Genomic DNA, 21,978 nt, shown 5'->3' with positions numbered 1-21,978 from the left:
GGCAGAAGATGAAGGTTGAGATCTGGTCTGATATCGTTTGTCCTTTCTGTTACATCGGCAAACGCCGATTTGAACAAGCTCTGGAGCAAGTTCCCTATCGGGATGAAGTTGAGGTTATCTTCCGCAGCTTCGAATTAGATCCCCATGCCCCCGTGAAGGTCGATCATGACATTCACGATATGCTCGCTGCCAAGTACGGCATGAGCCGTGAGCAGGCGAAGCAGATGAACGATCAGGTAAGTGAGCAGGCACGTTCCGTCGGCCTCACCTACAATCTCGATCAGGCGGTGCCGACGAACACCTTCGACGCCCACCGGCTTACCCACTATGCTAAGCAGCACGGCAAGCTGATCGAGATGACGGAACGGCTGTTTATGGCTTATTTTACCGAGGGCAAGCATATCGGGGACCGTGAGGTCCTGGCGGACTTGGCAGCAGATATCGGGCTGGATCGTACAGAGGCGAACCAGGTTCTGGAGGACGGCTCCTTCGAAGAAGATGTACGCGCCGATCAGCAGCAGGCCGCGCGCCTCGGCATTCGGGCTGTGCCCTTCTTCGTCATCAACAACAAATACGGCGTATCCGGCGCTCAGCCCGTGGACGTATTCGTGAATGCTCTGAACAAAGCACACAGCGAGGAACAACCCGCGATTCAAGTGCTGCATGAAGAAACCCAGGCCGATGCCGCCTGCACGGATGGAGCGTGCGTTCCTAAGAAACCGTAAGAGCAACGCATCAAGGAGAGAGGAGTTGGATCTTTGGATATTCAGAACATCCCCATCTCAGTCTTAGATCTCGCCCCCGTCGTTGAAGGAGCAACCGCTCGTGATGCCCTGCGCAACACATTAGACCTGGCCCGGCATGCGGAACGCTTGGGCTTTCATCGCTTCTGGCTGGCCGAGCACCACAACATGCCCGGCATCGCCAGCTCCGCCACTTCAGTGCTGATCGGCTATGTGGCCGGCGGCACCTCGAAGATCCGTGTCGGTTCCGGCGGCATCATGCTGCCGAATCATTCGCCGCTCGTAATCGCGGAACAATTCGGAACCCTCGAATCCCTGTATCCCGGCCGGATCGACCTTGGCATCGGCCGTGCACCCGGCTCCGATCCGCTCACAGCGGCAGCGCTGCGCCGCGGTCCGGGCAGCGACGGTCAGGACTTCCCGGAGCGGCTGGAAGAGCTCCGCACCTACTTTGATCCCTCGCGTGCGGAATACTCTCCCCGCGTCCGAGCCTATCCCGGGGAAGGGCTGCACATCCCAATCTGGCTGCTTGGCTCCAGTGATTTCAGCGCACGGCTGGCAGCGAAGCTCGGTCTGCCCTTCGCCTTCGCCAGCCACTTCGCACCAGACTTTGTGATCCCGGCGCTTGAGCTGTATCGCAGCAGCTTCCAGCCGTCAGCGGAGCTTGCCGAACCCCGCACGATGATCGGCGTCAACGTTTTCGCAGCGGATACCGAGCAGGAAGCTTCGCGGCTGGCAACCTCTCAGATTCAGCAGTTTCTGAATCTCATCCGCGGCCGCACAGGCAAGCTGCAGCCGCCGGTGGACGACATCGAATCCCTGTGGACCCCGCATGAGAAGGCGATCGTCAGCAAGCAGCTGGCGTTCACCGTCGTCGGCGACAAGGCTTCAGTGAAGGATAAACTGCAGTATATCCTAGACCTGACGAAAGCCGATGAGATCATCGTCAGCTCATCGATCTATGATCACGAAGCCCGCCTGAGGTCCTATGAGATTCTGGCAGAAGCGGTTGGCATGATCTAAGCTTGATCTTCCATGCTTCTGCATATGTTTTCTAATTTCACGGTGTTGGATATATGTGAAGTGCGCAATCTGTATCGTTCAAGCGCATGAGCGTGTGATAACAAAAAACCTCCACGATGTCGTCATCGTGGAGGTTTCTATCATCTGCCGACGTCCGTCGGTGATCCGTATAGACGATATGCTGGTGAAGGGAATTGAACCCCCGACCTACGCATTACGAGTGCGTTGCTCTACCCCTGAGCTACACCAGCCCGCGATCTAACCTCTTAAAATCACCCAACGAATATTATTTATAACACGTTTTTTTGTGTTTCGCAACAGGTTTTTTCTTCCTTCATAGGATTGTCGATCAGATCCGCTGACAGCCTTCATCTACAAAACAGCTCAGCCGGGCTTTAAGGCATCCTAAGCAAGCCGGCTGAGCATCTCGTGACACAGGTTATGACAAAATGCCGTTATCTATGTATGATCATCAGTTCCTGAAACGCTTACACTCTAATCCTGCATCTGCCTCCAATCAGCGCGAAATCCTAAATCCGCCCTAAAGGAATCCTCCCTATGTTCCCCTCTGCAAACATCGCATGTCGAATAATGAATAATCACCTTCTCCGCGTCATACACTTCAATGTCTTCATCACAGATCCGGCATTTGATCAAACCGAGCATCATACAACCTCCCGAGGTTTGGAATAAGAGATGTTGGAGGAATCGCGTTCACTGCTCAGGTTAAGGTAAAATAATACTATAATAACATATACCGACATCTCACATTTATATAATACACTATATTTCTAGAAAATCAATAATTAAGTCGCATTAAATAAGAAAATAATATGTGTTAATCAATGTTGGTTATATTATCACAGCAGCACCCTCCCGTCCCCTTGTATGATGCAACCAACATTCGGAGCTTATCTGTATCGATCTGTCTGTTCGTCGCTGCTTGCATCCTGTGCACTTTAAGCCTTGAACATGCCCAGAGAACCGCCTATGCAGGCGTTCCGCAATCCGGCTTCACCGATGTGCAGCTGAGCGATTGGTATTATGAAGATGTCAAGGCATTGCCGAGATGAATCTTATGAACGGATATTCCGACGGCACTTTTAAGCCCGGTGCGTTGATCCGGGCAGATGAACTCGTCAAGATTCTGCTGTCTGCTCTGGGGGAATCGGTTGAGCCTTCAACGAGCGAAGTATCTGAAAAGCAAAGGGTTAGAACTTGGGAAATGGTACGAAGTTGATAGAGGTATATATGACGGCTTCCATAGATGGTTCAGCCAAATACCGGGACCGCTGGCCGAACTCTGTATTAGGGACATCGTATTATTCGCAGTTAGGAAGCATCAGGGCGATGGATGAAATCAAAGATGCAGCAGATTAGGCGGTTCCCCTATACCGCTTAGCTGGTCCGGGTCATATATATATCATGGTTATCTCACCATGATGAATGGTTATCCAGCCATGATAAGGAGGTAGAAGATGAACTATACGGTCAGACCCGGGGATAACCTGTGGTCAATCGCTGCACGCTTCGGCGTTACAGTCGAAGCCTTGATGCGGGAGAATGGGATCACGAATCCGAATGCGATCTACGTCGGACAGACGCTGCGGATCCCGATCGGCGGCGGATTCTTCCCGCCGGCACCCGGTCCCGGCATAGGCGCGGGGATCAATCAACGCGTGGAGAGATTGGAACGGCAATTCAATCAGCTGGAGAGGCAGGTTTCCCGTCTCGACCAGCGGGTCGATCGCTTGGAGGCGAGGGTGCGCCGGCTGGAATCCTGAGAACATCTGTCGACTCAGGCACGGGGAAGCACGAACAGCGTGCGGTTACTACGCCCAAGTGAAGACAAACGATAGATTCTGTTGTCTCAGAGCCCGTGTACGGATAGCAAGTACGGATAAGCGGAATCTCATACGCGCGGGGCTGTCCACCGGTCAGTCATAGCTGACTGGATGGACAGCCCCTTCTGCTTGATTATGCTTGCTTCTTCCATCACGCAGGGAACGTCCTTCATGGAACAGGATATGCGGCGGCACGCGGAAGAAGCCTGCTAAGCGGTCCATGTATTCTTGCCGTCCTGTAACCACACCTTCATGCACGTACTTGCGCAAGGTACCGCCGGCCATATTGCACCATCTGGCGACATCCGTCGGCGATACATCATGCACTTTCATCAGGCCAGCCAACACGCGGTTCACCACCTTCTTCCCCCACACCCGTTCGAGGAAACGGGAGGGTTCCGGCACGTCGATGTCCAGACCGATCAGCGATTTATCGAAGATATATTCTGCAGGAAAATTCAATATCTCCTCGATCATCGGCCAGCGCTGGGCTTTGGGAATAGTCCCCTCATAGATCCAGCCGGCTGCGGTCCGATGGTGAACGCCGAGTCTCTTCGCCAGTTCTGAGATCTTGATATCCTCTGCATACAGCAGTGCCATCAGAATGCGGTTCTTGATCTTCCAGCGCCTCGTCTCCCTGAACCGCGGTTTACGGATGCCTTTCCCAAGGTACTGCTTGGCCAGTTCCTGCGATGTTCGCCTTGAAGTAACCTCTAACATGATGTGAAATCCTTCCCCTGTGTACAGCTGGTAGTCTATAAAAATTATAAAGAATTTCTATGCCGGCGCCAAGCCTCTCAGCAGCGCCGCAATCTAGACAGGCGGAGGATCGAACATCGGGACATGCATCTTTGTGCTTCCTTCATTAACGGACTGTTTGGGGACAACGTTGACGGATTACACGGGTTGGACCGCCGCTAGCCGGTCCTCTCCGCCTCTGCCAGCATCCAGACCGCCAAGACGAACATCGCGTGGGACCAAGTAAGCGGCACCACCCAGGCCGTCTCGCCGGTCTCTCTGTCCACTTGTTCCGGCAGCAGTCCGCAGCGCGTGCGATGGGCGAGCGCCCAGTCGATCAGCTTGCGCGCCTCGTCCAGCTGCCCCGTGCGAATGCGGTATTGAGCAAGCCACAGCGTCGTCAGGATCCAGGGATTCCCGCCGACATAGGGATCTCCTTCATATCGCAGGATGCCGCCGACACCGGGGACAGTCAGAGCCTCTTCCACCTTATCTGCGGTCAGCCGCATCCTCTCCGATTCCGCCGGCATGCAGTCAAAGGGAACCGCAACACCCAGCAGACTAACGTCAACTACGGGATCCACATCGAGCACATGCTTAACATATCCCTTGTCTGTCTCCACGATCTTACCGGAGGCACCATCGGCCAGTGCTTGTTCATACTGCGCCGCATCGACCGTCAAGCGCAGACCGCGGTACAGGCAGCCTCTTGCTTCATTCCAGCACAGCTCATCGATGCGCTGTTTGATGCGCAAAGCTGCCTCTGCCCATCTTTCAGCCGATGCCGCATCGCCGTTTAATTGGGCGAACTCCGCTGCGGCCGTCAATCCTCCATACACCGCAGCCGCGCTGTACGTATGGATGGCCTCCCGCTCTTCCCAGAGATCTCTGCTGGGCTGCGGCAGTCCCGTCTCCTCATCGAGGAAGTTCATGAGAAATTCTGCGCCCAGACGCACTGCCGGCCATACTTTGCGCAGGAAACCGGCGCTCGGCCGATGCACATAGTGCTGATACATCCCCCATAAGATCGAAGCCCCTTCGTCGATCTGCAGTCCCCACGACGGAGCCAGACTTCCATCATGATAGTGCCGCTGCTGCCAAGATCCATCGGGGGATTGGGCCGTGAGTGCCCAGTCATAAAACTTATCCGTCAGATGAGTCAGTCCGGCGCGGTCAAGGGCAGTGGTGATAAAAGCCGCATCCCGTCCCCAACAGTACCCGTAGCCGCCGCATAGGGTGAAGTACTCATCGAACTCCGGCGCGGCGATGATGCTGCCCGTCTTGCCGTCGGACATCAGACTGAACATGAGCAAGGAACGCTCATACAGTTCACAGACAGCCGGGTCCTGCAGCGGACATGGCGCTGCTTGTGCAAGATATTGCTGCCAGTATACGATAGTCTCTTCATACCATTGATCGCTCGTTTTCGTGCGGGCTTCCTCCACATTGCGCAGCACCTGTTCCAGCGTATGCCCTGCCGCCAGATACAGCGGCAGCACGACGGACTCCCCGGGCGCGATGGTCTCCACAGACCATGCACAGGCGCCGCCGGAGTGCATATCGATCTCCACGCCCCGCAGTGCTTGCAGCCCCTCATCTGCAGCTTCGAAGGACAAGCCTGCTTGGAACTTCGCACACGTCTGGTCCCCCGCCCAAGCGAGGTAATACTGTTTCTTGAAGTGAACGAGGGCATCCACCGCCGGCTCGAACATCGTCGTCTGATAGAGCGGATTCTCATCGATCTGCATCGACGAATATAGGATCAAGGACACGGATAACGGGGACGAGCCTTTATTGGTCAGCGTATATTCTCTCACGATGAGATCTCTCTCCGGCACGGCAAAATGCAGGCTGTCCACGACGATCGGATGCTGCGCCGATGCGGCTCGTACATGAAATACATTGCTTCCTGCCACATATTGCGCTTCGTGCTGCCAGCCCGCAGCTTCATCCTCAAACCAATGAACCTTCCCCTGCTCCTCTGTCACCAACCCGATCCTTACCTCATCGATAAGCTGCGGCGTATCGATATGCGGCCACCAAGCGCGGTACATCCGCCCATTCGCTCCAAGCGATGAGAGCCAATGGGAATTGCCGATGATCGCATCGATGAGATAGGGTTTATTCCGCAATCGCTGTTCCAAATGAACATTCATAAGGCATTCTGTGCTCCTCACATTGAACTGATGTTTCTTCATAAGCGTTACATCAAAATTTAATCTTTTGTGATTCATCTATGTCCGGTGTTTCATCTTACTAATGCGCAACCTTTCATGACTTTATACATTCTGGAATATTCGCTTATCGCTTAGTCCATATTAACGGTGGATACAGGAACGATGGATCAGGCTGTTCCATACGCAGAAGCTCTCTTCACGCGCTTCTCAAGCGCTTCTTACTCCAATGCAGATCGAAGTCAGAACATCCCACTACAGGCAGCGCACATGCTGCTCATCGCGAAAGGACAGGTGTCAATTCCATGAAACGAATCCGCAGAAAATCTCAGCATCTGCTTATGATCCTCGCAGCCCTGCTTCTGCTGCTCGCCGGCTGCGGCAGAGCGGAGAGCAACGGCGGCGATAAGCAGCAAGGCGGACAAGGCGGCGGGAACAAGCAGGCCGGGGAGATTTATTTTCTTAATTTCAAACCTGAGATTGCTGAGATCTATAACCAAATCGCCAAGGACTATGAACAAGAAACCGGCGTTCGCGTGAAAGTCGTCACGGCCGCCAGCGGCACCTACGAGACAACGCTGCGCTCGGAGATCGCGAAGAACGATGCGCCGACGATCTTCCAGATCAACGGTCCGATCGGTTACCAGACGTGGAAGGATTATACCCGGGATCTGAAGGATACGGAGTTGTATGCGAATCTTACGGATCAGGGGCTGGCGGTAACCGACGGGGACGGCGTCTATGGTATCCCCTATGTCGTCGAGGGCTATGGGATTATCTACAACAACGCCATTATGGAGAAATATTTCGCGCTGCCCAATCGGGCGACGGAGTTCAAGTCCATGGATGAAGTGAATAACTTCGCGGCGCTTAAGGCGTTGGTCGAGGATATGACCGCGCATAAGGATGAGCTTGGCATCAAGGGCGTATTCGCCTCCACCTCCCTCGCCGCCGGCGAACAGTGGAGATGGCAGACGCACCTGGCGAATATTCCGTTTTATTATGAATTCCTTGAGGATACACAGGAAGGCGATAGTCCGACGCTGACGGCCCTGGCAGCAGATGAGATCGAATTCCGTTATGATCAAAATTTCAAGAATATCTTCGACCTCTATCTCAACAATTCCATCACGAAGAGCACGCTCCTCGGCAGCAAATCGACGGCCGACGCCATGGCCGAGTTCGCCCTCGGACAAGTGGCCATGGTACAGAACGGAAACTGGGCCTGGGCACAGATCAACGGCGTAGAGGGGAACGTTGTGAAGGCGGAAGATATACGCTTCCTGCCCATCTACACAGGGATCGCCGGCGAGGAAAACCAAGGGCTGGCGATTGGAACGGAAAACTATTTTGCCATCAATAAGAACGTATCCGAAGAGAAGCAGCAAGCCTCCATCGAGTTCCTGGAATGGCTCTTCACCAGTGACAAAGGGAAGGATTATGTGGTGAACCAGCTCGGCTTCATCGCTCCGTTCCAAACCTTCGATGAGTCAGAGCAGCCGAGCGACCCGCTGGCACGGGAGATCGTCCGCTGGCTGGAGAGCGGCAAGGAGTCCATCGAGTGGATCTTCGCGGCCTTCCCCAGCGAGGAATTCAAGAATCTCTTCGGCAACGCGCTGCTGGAGTATGCACAGGGCAATTTCAGCTGGGAGGAAGTCGTGACAGAAGTCCGTGAAGCTTGGAGGAGTGAAAAAGCGAAGTAACCCCATCGGTGCCGCTGGATGTGCTTCAGACGCCGCTGGACGTTAGACCAGCTGTCTAACTGCGCCTTGCTCGTCAGACCAACGGTCTCATGCAGCGGCACCAATGATCTAATTTCGTGACCAAATGCTGTATAGGAGTTGCATCGTACTATGCAGAAACAGCTGAAGAAATATTTTTTATTTTTTACCATACCGACCTTGCTGGCTTTCGCGATCGCCTTCGTGATCCCGTTCCTGCTGGGCATATTCCTATCTTTCACGCAGTTCACCACGGTGACCAATGCCATCTGGGTGGGCTTTGCCAACTATGCTTATGTCTTCACTGATCCAGATTTCCTGCAGGCACTGTGGTTCACCGCGGCATTTGCTGTGGTATCCGTGATCACCATCAACCTTATCGCTTTCCTCTTTGCTTTAATGCTGACGCGCGGGATCAGGGGGACGAATGTGTTTCGGACGATTTTCTTCATGCCCAATCTGATCGGAGGAATCGTCCTCGGATACATATGGCAGCTGATATTGAACGGGATTCTATATCGGTTCGATGCCACATTGACCGTCAGCCCGGTGTATGGATTCTGGGGACTCGTGATCTTGATGAATTGGCAGTTAATCGGTTATATGATGGTTATCTATATCGCCGGGCTGCAGAACGTACCGCGCGATCTGATCGAAGCCGCCGGCATCGACGGCGCCAACCGCTTGCAGACCTTAAGGAATGTCACGTTGCCGCTGGTTATGCCGTCGGTGACGATCTGTCTGTTCCTGACGATCTCCAATTCCTTTAAGCTGTTTGACCAGAACCTGGCCTTAACCGCCGGCGCCCCGTCGAAGAAGACGACGATGCTTGCGCTGGATATCTACAATACGTTCTACGGCAAGTCGGGCTGGGAAGGCGTCGGGCAGGCGAAGGCCGTGGTGTTCTTCCTGATGGTCGGACTGATCGTTCTCGCTCAGCTGCTTATTACGCGGAGAAGGGAAGTGGAAAGCTGATGGCAAAAGCTGCACGAGCCGAGGGGAATCATCCCGTTGTGTTTACCGTTCTGGTGATCTTGGCAGCGCTGTTCATCAGCCCGATCTTGATCGTGTTTATGAACTCCTTCAAAGGGAGGTTCTACATCAGCGATACGCCCTTTGAGCTGCCGAACAGCGAGACCTTCGTCGGCTTGACGAATTATACAAGCGGCGTGGCGAAAACGGGGTTCTTCCAGGCTTTTGGTCTCTCTTTGTTCATCACCGTGGGCTCGGTGGCCGTGATCGTCTTGTTCACGGCGATGACCGCCTATTATATAACCCGGGTGAAGAACGGGCTGACCAGCGCCCTGTACTACATGTTCACTTTCTCGATGATCGTGCCTTTTCAGATGGTGATGTTCACGATGACGAAGACAGCCAATGTGCTGAATCTCGACAATCCTGTCGGCATCATCTTCATCTATCTCGGCTTCGGCTCCGGACTGTCCGTCTTCTTGTACAGCGGCTTCGTCAAATCAATCCCGCTGGAGATCGAGGAAGCCGTGATGATCGACGGATACAATCCGATCCAATCCTTTTTCAAGGTGATCCTGCCGCTGCTGAAGCCGATCGCGATCACCGTCGCCATCCTCAACGTGATGTGGATCTGGAACGACTACTTGCTGCCGCTGCTCGTGATCGGATCGGAATACAAGACCGTACCCATCGCCATCCAATACCTTAAGGGCGGTTACGGCTCCATCGACATGGGCGCGATGATGGCGATGCTCGTCCTTGCGATCGTGCCGATCATCATCTTCTATCTGCTGTGTCAGCGGTATATCATCGAGGGCGTCGTCGCGGGTGCGGTGAAAGGGTGATGCTGCCTCGCTTGTCCATCCGATCCCGGGATTCAACGGAACGGATGTTCATCAGCCCCCCTTATCACTCGACAATGATCTGATGTTGGGATGACAGCTCATGCAGCCATTGCACAGGTACCGCTAAACCGACCTTCGTATCCTTGCCGTCTAAACGCAGTGTAGTCGTAGCATATACAACCCCGATCACGCGTCCCGCTTCATCGATGACGGGACTGCCGCTGTTGCCTTTGTATACAGGTGCTTGAAGTACCAGCATCGGCGGCTGGTAGTCGATGAGCCCCAGCGTCTCCCCCTGATTCACGATCCTGTCGAAGAACAGCGGATTGCCGATGATGTAGACGGGCAGCGCGGATTCGCCATGATAGTGTTCGGCCAGCTGCAAGGCCGGCAGGCCTTCTGCTTCGATCTGAAGCAGGGCGAGATCCACCTGATCACTGACCGCAGCCACTCGCGCCGGCAGCCTGTCACCGTTAGGCAAGCTCACGGAGGGTTGCTCTGCGCCATCAATCACATGCCGATTGGTGACGATCCAGCCATCTTCCGATATGATGAATCCCGTCCCCTTGGCATCCTCCGTGCGCACTACGACGACGGACTGCTTGTAAGTCTGAATCTCTTCGGACTGTGACAACTGCGCAGAAATCCTCAAGAAGCGGATCGCATCGAGGGAGAAGATCTGCGGCCACCACGCAACGACCTGCAGCCCCATCACAATGCCGATTACAGCCAGCACAATCTTACGAAAGAGCGGAGATGCGAAGAATGGGACATAAGTTTCCTCTTCCTCCTCCGCTTCCTTGAACATCTGTGCGAGCTCTTCCTCCGTAAACTCTCTGCCTTCGTCAAATTGGTCCTGATCTTCATCGGATGGGTCCTGACTTTGATTGGACAGCTCCTTATCTTCTATTATTTCTGTTGTTACATCAGCCGGCTCGTTTACCTCAACGGCTGATTCTGGGCCGTGATCGATCCGTTCTTCATCCCGCTTCGTCATCTAGTTCCTCCCGTATATCTAACGTCTGTTTAATGAATGTTTAACGATGATTCGATTCTGAAATAGTCACGCGTTTAGTCACACAAGTCACGCTTCTGTCACACGACAAGTCACGCGTTTAGTCACACGTTAGTCGCATGTTTAGACGCGTCTGTCATGCGATGCACGATATTACTTCTGCATCTGCCGGCTCCTTCCTGCAAGAGGATCTTCATCCTTTAGGTCGCCTCCTTCGTTTTTTTCTATGCAAGCTGAATGCTGAGCTAAGCACACATTAAAATGACTGACTCAGTGGCTGAGACGACAAGATCTGTCGACTCACGCATCAGCTCCGTTTCAGACGCATCCCACGCAAAAAAATCCCCAAACCAATACGACAAAGTCGATATCGATCGGGGATTTGACCTTTACCTGGCTTGCTTGAATATCTTACTTAGCCTGGATATAGCCTTCTGCCTTCAACAGTTCGGCGATCAGGACTGCACCGCCGGCGGCTCCGCGCACCGTATTGTGCGACAGGCCGACGAACTTGTAGTCGAAGAGATGGTCTTCACGCAGTCTGCCGGCCGTCACGCCCATGCCGCGTTCGATATCGCGGTCGAGTTTCGTTTGCGGGCGGTTGTCTTCCTCGAAGTACGTGATAAACTGCTTCGGCGCGCTCGGCAGATTCAGCTCCTGCGGACGTCCTTTGAAGTTTACCCAGCGCTCGATCATCTCCTCCTTCGCCGGCTTCTTCTCGAAGGAGACGGATACCGTCGCCAGGTGCCCATCGGTTACCGGAACGCGGATGCATTGAGCCGAGATCACAGGTGCTGAAGCCTTGACGATCTCGCCGCCGGATACCTCACCCCAGATGCGCAGCGGCTCTTGTTCACTCTTCTCCTCTTCACCGCCGATATACGGGATCACGTTGTCGACCATCTCCGGCCAGTCGCTGAAGTTCTTGCCCGCACCGGAGATCGCTTGATAGGTCGAGACGACCACCTGTGTTGGCTTATAATCGAGCAAAGCATGCAGCTGCGGCACATAGCTCTGGATGGAACAGTTTGGCTTTACAGCGATAAAGCCCGAAGCTGTGCCAAGACGCTTTTGCTGTGCTTCGATCACCTCTAGGTGATGCGGGTTGAGTTCTGGAATCACCATCGGCACATCCGGCGTCCAGCGATGCGCAGAGTTGTTGGATACTACCGGCGTACCGGTTTTTGCATATTGTTCCTCGAGCGCTTGGATCTCTTCTTTTCTCATATCAACAGCACAGAATATAAAATCAACCCCGCCTGCAACTTCCTCCACCTTCGAAGCATCTTGTACAACGATGCCCTTCACCGCTTCCGGAATCGGGGTAGCCAGCTTCCATCTGCCTTGCACGGCTTCCTCATACGTCTTGCCGGCAGAATTCGCACTTGCGGCGATCGCCGTAACTTCAAACCAAGGATGATTCTCCAGCAGCTCCACAAACCGTTGTCCAACCATCCCTGTTCCGCCGACGATCCCGACTTTCAATCTCTCTGCCATGATGCATTACCATCCTTTCGTTGGTTCACATGATTATTTATATCAGATACAAAAAAATCCCATCCATAAGACAACCTTGTCTTAGGGACGAGATCTGCTCGCGGTACCACCCTATTTTACGAATATGTCACCATATTCGCCTCTTCGGGTACGGCATGTCACTATGGCATGCGTATACCCTAGCTCTGTAACAGGAGCACCTGGCACGCCATCCCCCATGCTGGGACAGGTTCCGACGTACAGCTCAGAGTCTTTCTTCAATGGGGCCGTTTCACTCCTTCCCACCAACCGGAGCTCTCTGCAGAAACAAATCCGCCATCTACTCTTCTCGTCATCGCTTTTTGATATTCGTCACTTATTGATATATGGTTTATCATATCAGATTTGTTCCCGAATGGGAACGCCTTTTTGCAGGAATTTTCGGGACTGCTCCCTTCGCGGACTGGGACGCTGGTGTTTTATACGATTTTTAGGATAAAAACCCGTCGAACACCTGCCAATTCCGGGTTTTTATCCGATTTTTAGGACAAAAAACGCTCGCGAGCCGCGCCATCGAATGTTTTTATAAGGAATCTCGGACAAAAACCCCGCCTAATGCACGCCATTCCATGGGTTTTGTCGTGTTTTTAGGACACAAAAAGTTCTCAAGCTGTATCCACCTCTCGCTCACAACCTCACACCCGTCCCCGCTACAGGGCTTCATGGTATGGGTAGCATGGCATGATCGTGTCTATCGGACAGCACCATAGGATCGCTATATCACCATAATTGACGTTTGCCGTTCACATCGACGAAGATCGGCTGTTCTTCCTGCAACTCCGCATGGTCAGCGATGACCCGCATTAACTTCGCTGCGGATTCCTCAGGCGTCAGATGCGCCTCATCCAAGAATCTGCTTCCCTCGAGCCAGCTTTTCACCCAGCCGGGATGCAGGTTGAGCACTTTCACGCCGAGTTCCCTCACCTTGTTGTAGATAATGGTGGAGTGCATGTTCACAGCCGCCTTCGCCATACAATAGCCGAACATATTCGTCCGCCAGCTCTGGCCGATGCTGCCCGCCTCCGACGAGATATTGATCAGCAGCTTCTCTTCACTGTTGATGATCAAAGGCATCAGGGCATGGGCCATGCGCAGGGAACCAAGCGCACAGACATTGATTGTGTTGAGCATCTCATCAAAATCCAGCTCGCCCAGGATATCGCCTGTAAGATCCTTGCGGCCGAGCACTGCCGCATTGTTGATGAGCCGATCCAGTTTGTCAGTCCTGGCAGCGATCGTCTTCGCCGCCGCTCGCACGCTCTCGTCATCGCGCACATCCAAGGGGAAGATGACCAGCCGCTCGCCCGCTTCCTGCACTAATTCATCCAGACCCGGCCAGTCCGTCAGGTATCTGCCGGCGAAGACCGTATAACCCGCCGCAAGCAGCTCCTTGGTCAAAGCGAAGCCCAGGCCCCGCTCCGCACCGGTTACACACGCATATTTCATCTCGCTCCGCCTCCCTGTCATTATAAAGCGACTAGAAATCTATGATATCGGAACCTAATGGTCCCATGTGTTTGTTCCGTGCTGCGCACTTAGACGATAAATTTATACCCCGATCCCCATACGGTAGCGATGTACTGCGGCTTGGAAGGATGATCTTCGATCTTCTCGCGGATGCGTGCGATATGAACGGTGACGGTCGAGGCGTCGCTGAGCGCATCCATGCCCCATACGCGTTCGAACAGTTCCTCCTTGCTGAAGACGCGGTTCGCGTTTTGCAGCAGGAACAACAAGAGATCGAATTCTTTCTGCGCAAGGACGACCTCCCGGCCGTTTACGAACACCTGCCGCGAATCCTTATCAATGACCAGTCCGCGCACCTGCAGCCGGCTGTTTCTCCGCTCTCCCCCCATGCCGGAGAATCGCTCCCGCATCCGGTCATAGCGGCTGAGATGCGCTTTCACCCGGGCTACGAGTTCCGCCGAACTGAACGGTTTTGTGATATAGTCATCGGCTCCGAGATCAAGGCCTTTGATTTTGTACAACTCCTCTTCCCTCGCTGATACTAGCAATACAGGGATATCCTCTTCCTCACGGATCGTCCTCAGCACGCTGAAGCCGTCCATCCCTGGCAGCATGATGTCCAGGATGACCAGATCATAGGTGCCCTTCTCCCGTTCCAGCACAGCCAGTGCTTCATCCCCGCTGGCCACGATCACAACCTCATATCCTTCTAATTCCAGATAATCCTTCTGCAGATTGGCGATGCTCAGGTCATCCTCTACAATTAAGATTCGCTTCATGCTTGCGGCGCCCCTCCTATGTAGCTAAGTAACAACAGCCTCCTGATGACGGCGGTGTTCCAGAAGGTACTTGAATGGTTTTACAACGATATGCCATTATGTGCAGCGGTTCCTGCTTCCCTGTCTTCACACCCTCACAACTTGCGCAGCGAGATCATCATCCGCGTCCCTTCACCGGGCTTGCTGACGGCCCAGATCCGGCCCTCATGCCCCTCCACGATCTGCTTCGCAATCGCCAGGCCCAAACCGCTGCTCTCCGCATTGGTGCGCGAGCAGTCGCCGCGGTAGAAGCGCTCGAAGATATGCGGCAGATGTTCCTCGGGAATCCCCGGTCCGTTGTCGCGCACCTCGATGATCGCCGAGGTCCGCGTCTCCCGCAGGATGAGTTCCACCTTGCCGCCGCTGTTATCTTGCGGCACATGTTTGAGCGCATTGTCGAGGATATTCTGCATCACCCGCTTGAACCGTTCACGGTCGATGCGGATCGTCACCGGCTTCTGCAGCCGGTCGCTTAAGGTCAGTGCAACGCCGGCCTGCACATAAGCATATCGATGGTCCTCCAGACAATCCTCAAAATATTTGCGCATATCCGTTACCTCAAAATGATAAGGAAGCTGATTCAGATCCAACTTGGAATACAGCAGCAGATCATCGATCATATTGCTCACCTGCAGCGCCTTCGAGCGGGCGATCTCCAGGTACTGCTGCTGCTTCTCCGGCGTGGCAGCCACGCCGTCCAGGATCCCTTCGATATATCCCCTGATCGCCGTGACAGGCGTCTTCAGATCATGGGAGATGCTGGACAGGAGGAACTTTCTGTTCTCATCGTACCGCTGCTGGATATAGATAGATTCCTTTAATTTGATCCGCATCTGCTCCAGCGACCTCGCCAGCTCCAGCACCTCGCCCTCGCCCTCTTCCGCGATCCCGCCGCTGAGATCACCCTGGCTGATGGTCACCGCCGCATCCCGCAGCCTCACTACAGGTGCGATGATGCCCCGCGAGAATCGAGAAGACACCCACAAGTTCAGCGCGATGAAGACCAGGATGAAGCTGATCACAGCGACCAGAGCCACATCCCCGTACAGATCGATCGCTTCGTCGGGCGTGATCGGCAGCGGCGCCGCAGATCTCCCGTCATGCAACTCGGGGGCCGCCGGCGTCGTCGGCACACCGCCGTCAGCAGGTGGCATCCCATCCTTACCTGGATTCTGGCCGCCCAGCCAGCGGGTGCGAACCGCCATATAGATCATCGACACAAGGCCGGCTGCTCCCAGGGACAACAGGACTGAGACAGCATTCCAGATGAAGAATCGTCTTGTTAGCGGCATAGGCTCCATTCCTTTACAGATCTCTGCGATCAAATAGATAAAAACCAGCTGTGAACAACATGATGCCAAGTCCGGCCATGAGCAATGTCTGCCGCAGAAGCTTGAGGATGTTCAAAGATTGGGAGATCCACAGCGTATACCAGGTGAACTGCGACGTGACGAAGAAGCTGGCATACTTCGAAAAGATAAACTCCATCATGATAAAACCAAGGAAGATGAACAGGGATAAGAAAAATACCGTCACCCCGCTGCGCACCAAATTGCTGAGCAAGATGACGAGCAGCGAGAAGACGAACACCGGCAGGAAGGACACCAGATAGGCCGCTGCGGCGCGCACCAACCCCATGAAACCTGCACTGACCGGATTAAAGATATAGCCTGCGAGCATAGAGACGAGCATGACGAACATCAGACTGCCAAGGATGAACAAGGCCACGCTCGTCACTTTCGCTGTGAAGACACTGAAGCGCGAGACCGGCCGCGTCAGCGTGATCTTCATCGTGCCGGCGGAATATTCGCCGTTGAACAGATCGATCGCGACGAAGGTCGCAAACATCGGCAGGATCGTATAGACGAAGAATGGCAGCACGATGAGCGGGAATTCGGCACTGCCTGCCAAGCGCACGCCAAACCCCGCCTGAACAGCGGTGACTGCTGCTTGCCCGATCAGCACGGCAAGCACGGACAGCACGGCCGCAGTGATGAGTTTTTTTCGTTTGAAGATCTTGTACAATTCGTTGATTAATGCAGCTTTAAACCCTGGCACTGCGGTCCACCTCGCTGACGAAGTAGTTTTCCAATGAGGCATAGTTAGCAAGGATCTCCTGGGTATATTGGACATCTACCAGCTTGCCCCCGTAGATGATGCCGACGCGGTTACAAGTGAGCTCTACATCATGGATCAGATGGCTTGAGATGAAGAAGGTCGTGCCCTCTTCCTCGTTCAGCCGCTTGATCAGCTTGCGCATGTCCAGCATCCCTTCGACATCCAGGCCGTTAAGCGGCTCATCCAGGATGAGTACCTTCGGCCGCGAGAGGATGGCCGCTGCCACGCCCAGCCGCTGTTTCATCCCCAGGGAGAACTTGCGCGCTTTCTCGTGCTTGTACGGCAGGATACCCGTGATCTCTAAGCATTCATCGATGCGCCGATCGTCGACATCGGGATAATATCTGGCGAACAGTTTCAAGTTTTCGTAGGCCGTCAGGTACGGATAAGACTCCGCCGTTTCGATGATGCAGCCGACATGCTGCATCGCTTCGACATATTCGTGCTGGACGCTTTTGCCGAAGATCTTCACCTCTCCGCTGTCCGGCCGCATCAGGCCGGCCATGATCTTCATCGCCGTCGTCTTGCCCGCTCCATTCGGACCAAGGAAGCCGAAGATATCCCCCTCGTCCACGGTCAGACTGAGATCGATGATCCCGCGCCCGTTTGAGTATCTTTTGTTTAGATTGATGATTTCGATGGCTTTATCCATAAGTCTCCTCCAAGTTATGCTGTATAAACGCGACAAAGCTGTCCCGGGAACGCTCGCTTCCCGGAACAGCTGAGCGATTATTCAAACACCCTTACAAACTGATGGTCAAAGTAAATATCTCGCAGGTCTTCGCCTTCATAGTAGATATGGCCGTCTTCATACCGCATGTTCAGGTTGAGGAAGATCTTGCCCGGTTCATAGATATCGATCTCGCCGTGACGGAGCTCGCCCTCCTCATTCGTATATTCAAAGATCGTGAGCCAATCGACCTGCTCCGCTGTAAAAGTAAAGTCGAGCGCCGCTTTCGGATACAGATCTGCATACTTGGGATCGATCGTCTCATAGTAACGGCCTTTGACGCTGCTGCCTGCAACATCCGTGATCTCTACCGTGCGCTCCCCGATCTTCAGGTATTGATCGCTTTGCTCAATCACGATGTTGTTGCGGTACGTACCGATATGCTTCTTGTTGAAGCGATGCATGGTATGCGGCTTCTCTACGACCGCATTGGTCAGATCCGGCTTGATCACCGCGGTGCTGCCGATGTCCTTTATCTGAAAAGCAAAGCCAAAGACCATCTCCATGGGTTCCCCTTGTTCATCAAGGCCGGAGAGAACCAGTTCACCGCTCATTTTCGTCAAGAGCCCTGTCTCATCTTCTGCAGCCTGACCGGATACGCGCTTGACATAGACATCCTCCGCCAACTTGCGGGTCATCGTCTCTCTGGAATAGCTGTAGCTGGTGATCTGCTGCTTCGCGAGGAAGGACACGACGGCATTCACGAGCGCCGGCACCTGGGCTTCTGACAGACTGCCGCTGTAGATTTTGCCGCCGTCCATCCCCATGTCGACCAGGACGTTGTCCTTTAGGTTGCCTACCAGCGCATCGATGATCCGCTCGATATCCCGGATCTCCTCTCCTTGGAACGGATCGCTGAAGTGTCTCCAGTCATTTATTTTGCCGTACTCGGTCACGTAATAGTGATCATCGCTGCTGCTCTTCCAAGCGGAGATCTGTTCGTCCCGGTAAGAATGACTGTTGTAGACTTCGCCGTCGACTCGCGTCGTTGCTGCGTATTCTTCCGACATCTTGTTCACCGAGTCGCTTTTCAGCACATTCGTGCTTTCGTACACGGTCTTATCACCGGCCCGCATGTAGAAAGTAGATTCCATCGTATAATTGCTCAGGCCGGAATCCATCTGGGCGAAGGTGAACTTCACCGCCTGCTTCAGCTGCTCATAACCTGAAGCATATGCAAGATCCGCCAGCGCTGTCGTGACGAACAAGCTTGCGCCCAAGATGAAGGACAGCAGAACCATCGATTGTTTGCTCCATTTTCCTCTCGTTTTCATCTAACCAACCGCCTCCTTTGTATACGATTCAAGATCGATTCTAGCTTCATTATAGACAAGGGCGATTGAATTCTTCTGAATAAATGATTAACAAAGTATTAAATCCACACAAGTAAATCTGCACGAGCTATTTTCCTACATTGTACCATCTTGCCGTGCGCAGGACGAGACCCCCGTCCAGGACAAGACCCCGTTCGTACGGATGAGAGTCGAACGAAAGGGCTGACGCCGATCCCGGGAGCCCTGCTGATGTTATGTTCGCTGTACAAAGGCCGTTGCTCGAGCGAATGCCCGTACATAGGATAAACCAGCCATGGACGTCAATGGAAATCCAAGCGTGCGGAGGTAAGCGATGTGACTGCCAGAACGCTGATGCTGTTCTCCCATATCTGCAATCCCAATCATATGACCGGAGCTGAGAAACTGCTGCACTTCATGCTGCGCGAGCTTGTCCCCTATCACCGCACTCTGCTTGTCGTGCCGAATGAGGGCATGCTGGCTGCCAGAGCCCGCAGTCTAGGCGTTGAAGTCATCGTCCACCCCTATCCCCTGCTATGGGAGATGTGGAATCCCGGTCCTTCCTTTGTCGAGCAGCTCCAACACTTCCGGCAGCCGCAGCAGCTGAGTGCGCTGATGAATCTCATTCACATGCATCGGCCCGACATCGTAGGCGTGAATACCTGCGTGAATCCCCTGCCCGCTATGGCCGCATCACAGCTGGGCATCCCCGTGATGTGGACGATCACCGAAATGATGCAGGACGGCCCGTATTCCCCTCATGCCACGCAGCTCATCGCAAGCTGTGCCAGGTGGATCGTCGGCATCTCCGAAACGGCTCTTGCGCCCTTTCGGCGGGACGGATTCGCTGCGCAGACGATGCTGCTTCCCCCGTCATGGCATCCCGACCAACTGCGTCCCGATACCTGGCCGACGCAGCGCCACAAGATGCGCCTCACCTATGGCATCGGCCGGCAGGAACTGTGCGCCGGCTACGTCGTCTCCGATATCGCTCTTCACAAAGGCTTCGACCATTTCGTGGAGATGGCCGTTCGCTTATGCCATACTCATCCGCACATTCAATATATGATCGTCGGCAATCCGACGGAACAAGCATATTACGATCATGCCGTTGCCTACATTCACAGCTCCGGCTTCGCCTCCCGCTTCAAAATGATTCCCTTTCACACCTCGATCGAAGCGATCTATCCTGCACTAGACCTGCTCGTTGTCCCCAGCATGGTCCCGGAAGGCTTCGGGATGACGGCCATGGAAGGCATGATCTTCGGCAAACCGGTGATCGCTTATCGCTCCGGCGGATTAGAGGAGATGCTGACGAACGTCGGGAAGAGCCAGTGGCTGGTGCCGCGCGGCGATATCGACTCGCTGACGGCACTTGCGGCAGAGCTGCTCCGCGACCGCAGAGCATGTCTTGCGATGGGCGAAGAAGTGCAAAGGGCGATCCAGGAGGTCTACGGCATCGAAACCTATCGCCGGCGGCTCAAACAGCTGCTGTCCGCAATCGAACCGAGCGCGGCGGCGCTGGTGCAGCATCATGCGCATGTGCGCGCTGTCTTCTCCGACGGCATGCTGGTGAAGGGCGTTCACACACCAGCGGTTTTCCTCCTGCAAGGCGGCAGCAAACGACCCCTCGCAAGCGAAGGCGCCTTCCACGGACACGGCTTCTCGTGGCGCGATGTCCAGATCCTCGATGAGACTTTGCTGCAAGCTTGGCCGACTGGAATGCCCATCTATTGAGATGAGCGGCCTGTTCATCCATTGAGATGACCGGACATCCCATCAATGAAGAACATGTCTAGTTATTAATATGTGCAAAGGCGGTGAAGAGATAGACCGTGAAGATCTTAACCGTTGTCGGAACGAGACCCGAGATCATCCGCCTGAGTTTGATCATCCATAAGCTCGACCGATATGCCGATCAGCATATCCTGGTGCATACCGGACAGAACTTCAGCGACCGTCTCTCCAGCATCTTCTTCCGCGATCTAGGCATCCGCAGCCCCGACTATATCCTCAGTGACCAGCAGCGCTCCTTAGGCGGGCAGCTTGCAGTCCTCTTCACACAGCTGGAGCAGCTCATCGCTAGGGAACGGCCGGATCGGCTGCTCGTGCTCGGCGATACCAACAGCGCCCTGTCCGCGCTCCTCGCCGAACGCATGGGTGTGCCTGCGGTGCATATGGAGGCGGGCAATCGCTGCTATGACAGCCGCGTTCCCGAAGAGATCAACCGGCGGGCGATCGATGCTGTTTCAACCATTAATATGCCCTATACCCCGCAAAGCCAAAGGAACCTGCTGCGCGAAGGCGTTCCCGCGGACCGCATCGTGCTGACCGGCAATCCGATCTATGAGGTGCTGCAGGCGTATGGAACACAGATCGAAGGCAGCGAGATCCTCGACCTCCTCTCCCTGCGGGAAGGCGAATACATGGTGGTCACGATCCACCGCGCCGAGAATGTCGACCATGAGGAAAGTTTGCTGGAGATTGTCCGCGGGTTGAATCTGGTTGCCGAGAGCTTCGGCTTGCGTATGATCACCAGCCTCCATCCGCGCACCCGTTCGAAGATCCGCCATATGACCGATGACCTCCACCCCTTAATTGAACTGTATGAGCCCTTTGGTTTTTTTGATTTTGTGAAGCTTGAGAAACATGCCGCTTGCGTGTTGACCGACAGCGGCACCGTGCAGGAAGAATGCTGCATCTTCCGCGTCCCGGCCGTTACGGTACGGATGACCACGGAGCGGCCGGAGACGGTGGACTGCGGCAGCAACATCGTGTCCGGGATCGATGCGGAGAGCATCCGGCGAGCAGCGGCGATCCAGCTGGCCTCGGACAGGAATTGGAGCCATCCGGACGGGTATCTGGAGCCGGCTGTCTCGGATACCGTCGTCAAGTTCCTGCAGGGCCGCATCCCGACAAGGTAAGCGGCGGAGGGTCAGGAA

19 protein-coding genes, 1 tRNA gene and 1 other annotated feature are annotated in these 21,978 nt (G+C 54.4%); of the genes, 9 read left to right on the top strand and 11 right to left on the bottom strand.

The window, feature by feature from the left end:
* The first annotated feature begins 8 nt into the window (after positions 1–8).
* Together PRECH8_RS01545 and PRECH8_RS01540 are read left to right on the top strand one after the other, a co-directional pair.
* On the top strand, positions 9–725 hold the full coding sequence (locus tag PRECH8_RS01545) for a DsbA family oxidoreductase (protein WP_200965311.1): 717 nt from the start codon (positions 9–11) through the stop codon (positions 723–725).
* A gap of 33 nt (positions 726–758) precedes the next feature.
* Positions 759–1,766: an LLM class flavin-dependent oxidoreductase gene (locus PRECH8_RS01540; protein ID WP_242457378.1), complete on the top strand. Its 1,008-nt coding sequence runs from the start codon at positions 759–761 to the stop codon at positions 1,764–1,766.
* A 179-nt stretch (positions 1,767–1,945) separates the two neighbouring features.
* Here PRECH8_RS01540 and PRECH8_RS01535 read toward each other — a convergent pair.
* Positions 1,946–2,017 (bottom strand) — tRNA-Thr (locus PRECH8_RS01535).
* 633 nt (positions 2,018–2,650) lie between these two features.
* Here PRECH8_RS01535 and PRECH8_RS01530 point away from each other — a divergent pair.
* Together PRECH8_RS01530 and PRECH8_RS01520 are read left to right on the top strand one after the other, a co-directional pair.
* Entirely contained in the window at positions 2,651–2,839 is a 189-nt protein-coding gene (locus PRECH8_RS01530; protein WP_200965310.1) for a hypothetical protein, read from the top strand.
* Between the two features lie 405 nt (positions 2,840–3,244).
* The gene (locus PRECH8_RS01520; protein ID WP_200965308.1) at positions 3,245–3,550 is read left to right on the top strand and encodes a LysM peptidoglycan-binding domain-containing protein; all 306 of its coding nucleotides are present in this window, start codon (positions 3,245–3,247) and stop codon (positions 3,548–3,550) included.
* Positions 3,551–3,703: 153 nt separating this feature from the next.
* Here the strand turns inward: PRECH8_RS01520 and PRECH8_RS01515 are convergent, their stop codons facing one another.
* Positions 3,704–4,330, bottom strand: a complete 627-nt coding sequence (locus PRECH8_RS01515) for a helix-turn-helix domain-containing protein (RefSeq protein WP_200965307.1) — start codon at positions 4,328–4,330, stop codon at positions 3,704–3,706.
* Between the two features lie 197 nt (positions 4,331–4,527).
* Positions 4,528–6,504 (bottom strand): glycoside hydrolase family 15 protein, encoded by a 1,977-nt coding sequence (locus PRECH8_RS01510; protein WP_200965306.1) that lies wholly within the window; start codon positions 6,502–6,504, stop codon positions 4,528–4,530.
* Positions 6,505–6,827: 323 nt separating this feature from the next.
* Between PRECH8_RS01510 and PRECH8_RS01505 the strand changes: the two genes are divergently transcribed.
* The 3 genes from PRECH8_RS01505 to PRECH8_RS01495 all read left to right on the top strand — a co-directional run bounded on the left by PRECH8_RS01505 (position 6,828) and on the right by PRECH8_RS01495 (position 10,060).
* Positions 6,828–8,225 (top strand): ABC transporter substrate-binding protein, encoded by a 1,398-nt coding sequence (locus PRECH8_RS01505; RefSeq protein WP_200965305.1) that lies wholly within the window; start codon positions 6,828–6,830, stop codon positions 8,223–8,225.
* Between the two features lie 150 nt (positions 8,226–8,375).
* The gene (locus tag PRECH8_RS01500; protein WP_200965304.1) at positions 8,376–9,218 is read left to right on the top strand and encodes a carbohydrate ABC transporter permease; all 843 of its coding nucleotides are present in this window, start codon (positions 8,376–8,378) and stop codon (positions 9,216–9,218) included.
* On the top strand, positions 9,218–10,060 hold the full coding sequence (locus PRECH8_RS01495; protein WP_200965303.1) for a carbohydrate ABC transporter permease: 843 nt from the start codon (positions 9,218–9,220) through the stop codon (positions 10,058–10,060). The genes PRECH8_RS01500 and PRECH8_RS01495 overlap by 1 nt, the downstream gene beginning before the upstream one ends.
* Positions 10,061–10,124: 64 nt before the next feature.
* Here the strand turns inward: PRECH8_RS01495 and PRECH8_RS01490 are convergent, their stop codons facing one another.
* From PRECH8_RS01490 to PRECH8_RS01455, 8 genes are all read right to left on the bottom strand, one after another.
* A complete protein-coding gene (locus PRECH8_RS01490) occupies positions 10,125–11,057 on the bottom strand; it encodes a S1C family serine protease (RefSeq protein WP_200965302.1) in 933 nt (310 codons plus the stop codon).
* 429 nt (positions 11,058–11,486) lie between these two features.
* Entirely contained in the window at positions 11,487–12,572 is a 1,086-nt protein-coding gene (gene asd / locus PRECH8_RS01485; RefSeq protein ID WP_200965301.1) for an aspartate-semialdehyde dehydrogenase, read from the bottom strand.
* 80 nt (positions 12,573–12,652) lie between these two features.
* Positions 12,653–12,916 (bottom strand) — a binding site (T-box leader).
* A gap of 415 nt (positions 12,917–13,331) precedes the next feature.
* Positions 13,332–14,057, bottom strand: a complete 726-nt coding sequence (locus PRECH8_RS01480; protein ID WP_242457377.1) for an SDR family NAD(P)-dependent oxidoreductase — start codon at positions 14,055–14,057, stop codon at positions 13,332–13,334.
* A gap of 89 nt (positions 14,058–14,146) precedes the next feature.
* Positions 14,147–14,857, bottom strand: coding sequence for a response regulator transcription factor (locus PRECH8_RS01475; RefSeq protein WP_200965299.1), 711 nt, complete (start codon positions 14,855–14,857; stop codon positions 14,147–14,149).
* Positions 14,858–14,991: 134 nt separating this feature from the next.
* A complete protein-coding gene (locus PRECH8_RS01470) occupies positions 14,992–16,188 on the bottom strand; it encodes a sensor histidine kinase (RefSeq protein ID WP_242457376.1) in 1,197 nt (398 codons plus the stop codon).
* Between the two features lie 13 nt (positions 16,189–16,201).
* A complete protein-coding gene (locus PRECH8_RS01465; protein ID WP_200965298.1) occupies positions 16,202–16,954 on the bottom strand; it encodes an ABC transporter permease in 753 nt (250 codons plus the stop codon).
* Positions 16,941–17,666: an ABC transporter ATP-binding protein gene (locus tag PRECH8_RS01460; protein WP_200965297.1), complete on the bottom strand. Its 726-nt coding sequence runs from the start codon at positions 17,664–17,666 to the stop codon at positions 16,941–16,943. The genes PRECH8_RS01465 and PRECH8_RS01460 overlap by 14 nt, the downstream gene beginning before the upstream one ends.
* Before the next feature lie 77 nt (positions 17,667–17,743).
* Entirely contained in the window at positions 17,744–19,018 is a 1,275-nt protein-coding gene (locus PRECH8_RS01455) for a hypothetical protein (protein WP_200965296.1), read from the bottom strand.
* 354 nt (positions 19,019–19,372) lie between these two features.
* On the opposite strand from PRECH8_RS01455, the gene PRECH8_RS01450 reads away from it, so the two are divergent.
* Complete coding sequence (locus PRECH8_RS01450; RefSeq protein ID WP_200965295.1) at positions 19,373–20,773, top strand: glycosyltransferase; 1,401 nt, start codon at positions 19,373–19,375, stop codon at positions 20,771–20,773.
* Between the two features lie 98 nt (positions 20,774–20,871).
* A complete protein-coding gene (gene wecB / locus PRECH8_RS01445; RefSeq protein ID WP_200965294.1) occupies positions 20,872–21,960 on the top strand; it encodes a non-hydrolyzing UDP-N-acetylglucosamine 2-epimerase in 1,089 nt (362 codons plus the stop codon).
* The last annotated feature ends 18 nt before the right edge of the window (positions 21,961–21,978 follow it).

It is taken from the genome of Insulibacter thermoxylanivorax (genome assembly GCF_015472005.1).
In the GTDB taxonomy this organism is placed as follows: Bacteria; Bacillota; Bacilli; order Paenibacillales; family DA-C8; genus Insulibacter; species Insulibacter thermoxylanivorax.
Note: the sequence above shows the minus strand (reverse complement) of the source record. Positions and strands in the feature narration are given on the sequence as shown.

What these genes read in the sequence shown, in the direction of transcription:
- PRECH8_RS01470 (WP_242457376.1), bottom strand. Translation starts at nt 16,188, where the DNA reads ATGCCGCTAACAAGACGATTCTTCATCTGGAATGCTGTCTCAGTCCTG.
- PRECH8_RS01510 (WP_200965306.1), bottom strand. Translation starts at nt 6,504, where the DNA reads ATGAATGTTCATTTGGAACAGCGATTGCGGAATAAACCCTATCTCATC.
- PRECH8_RS01495 (WP_200965303.1), top strand. Translation starts at nt 9,218, where the DNA reads ATGGCAAAAGCTGCACGAGCCGAGGGGAATCATCCCGTTGTGTTTACC.
- PRECH8_RS01505 (WP_200965305.1), top strand. Translation starts at nt 6,828, where the DNA reads ATGAAACGAATCCGCAGAAAATCTCAGCATCTGCTTATGATCCTCGCA.
- asd (WP_200965301.1), bottom strand. Translation starts at nt 12,572, where the DNA reads ATGGCAGAGAGATTGAAAGTCGGGATCGTCGGCGGAACAGGGATGGTT.
- PRECH8_RS01520 (WP_200965308.1), top strand. Translation starts at nt 3,245, where the DNA reads ATGAACTATACGGTCAGACCCGGGGATAACCTGTGGTCAATCGCTGCA.
- PRECH8_RS01455 (WP_200965296.1), bottom strand. Translation starts at nt 19,018, where the DNA reads ATGAAAACGAGAGGAAAATGGAGCAAACAATCGATGGTTCTGCTGTCC.
- PRECH8_RS01480 (WP_242457377.1), bottom strand. Translation starts at nt 14,057, where the DNA reads ATGAAATATGCGTGTGTAACCGGTGCGGAGCGGGGCCTGGGCTTCGCT.
- PRECH8_RS01515 (WP_200965307.1), bottom strand. Translation starts at nt 4,330, where the DNA reads ATGTTAGAGGTTACTTCAAGGCGAACATCGCAGGAACTGGCCAAGCAG.
- PRECH8_RS01490 (WP_200965302.1), bottom strand. Translation starts at nt 11,057, where the DNA reads ATGACGAAGCGGGATGAAGAACGGATCGATCACGGCCCAGAATCAGCC.
- PRECH8_RS01460 (WP_200965297.1), bottom strand. Translation starts at nt 17,666, where the DNA reads ATGGATAAAGCCATCGAAATCATCAATCTAAACAAAAGATACTCAAAC.
- PRECH8_RS01545 (WP_200965311.1), top strand. Translation starts at nt 9, where the DNA reads ATGAAGGTTGAGATCTGGTCTGATATCGTTTGTCCTTTCTGTTACATC.
- PRECH8_RS01475 (WP_200965299.1), bottom strand. Translation starts at nt 14,857, where the DNA reads ATGAAGCGAATCTTAATTGTAGAGGATGACCTGAGCATCGCCAATCTG.
- PRECH8_RS01500 (WP_200965304.1), top strand. Translation starts at nt 8,376, where the DNA reads ATGCAGAAACAGCTGAAGAAATATTTTTTATTTTTTACCATACCGACC.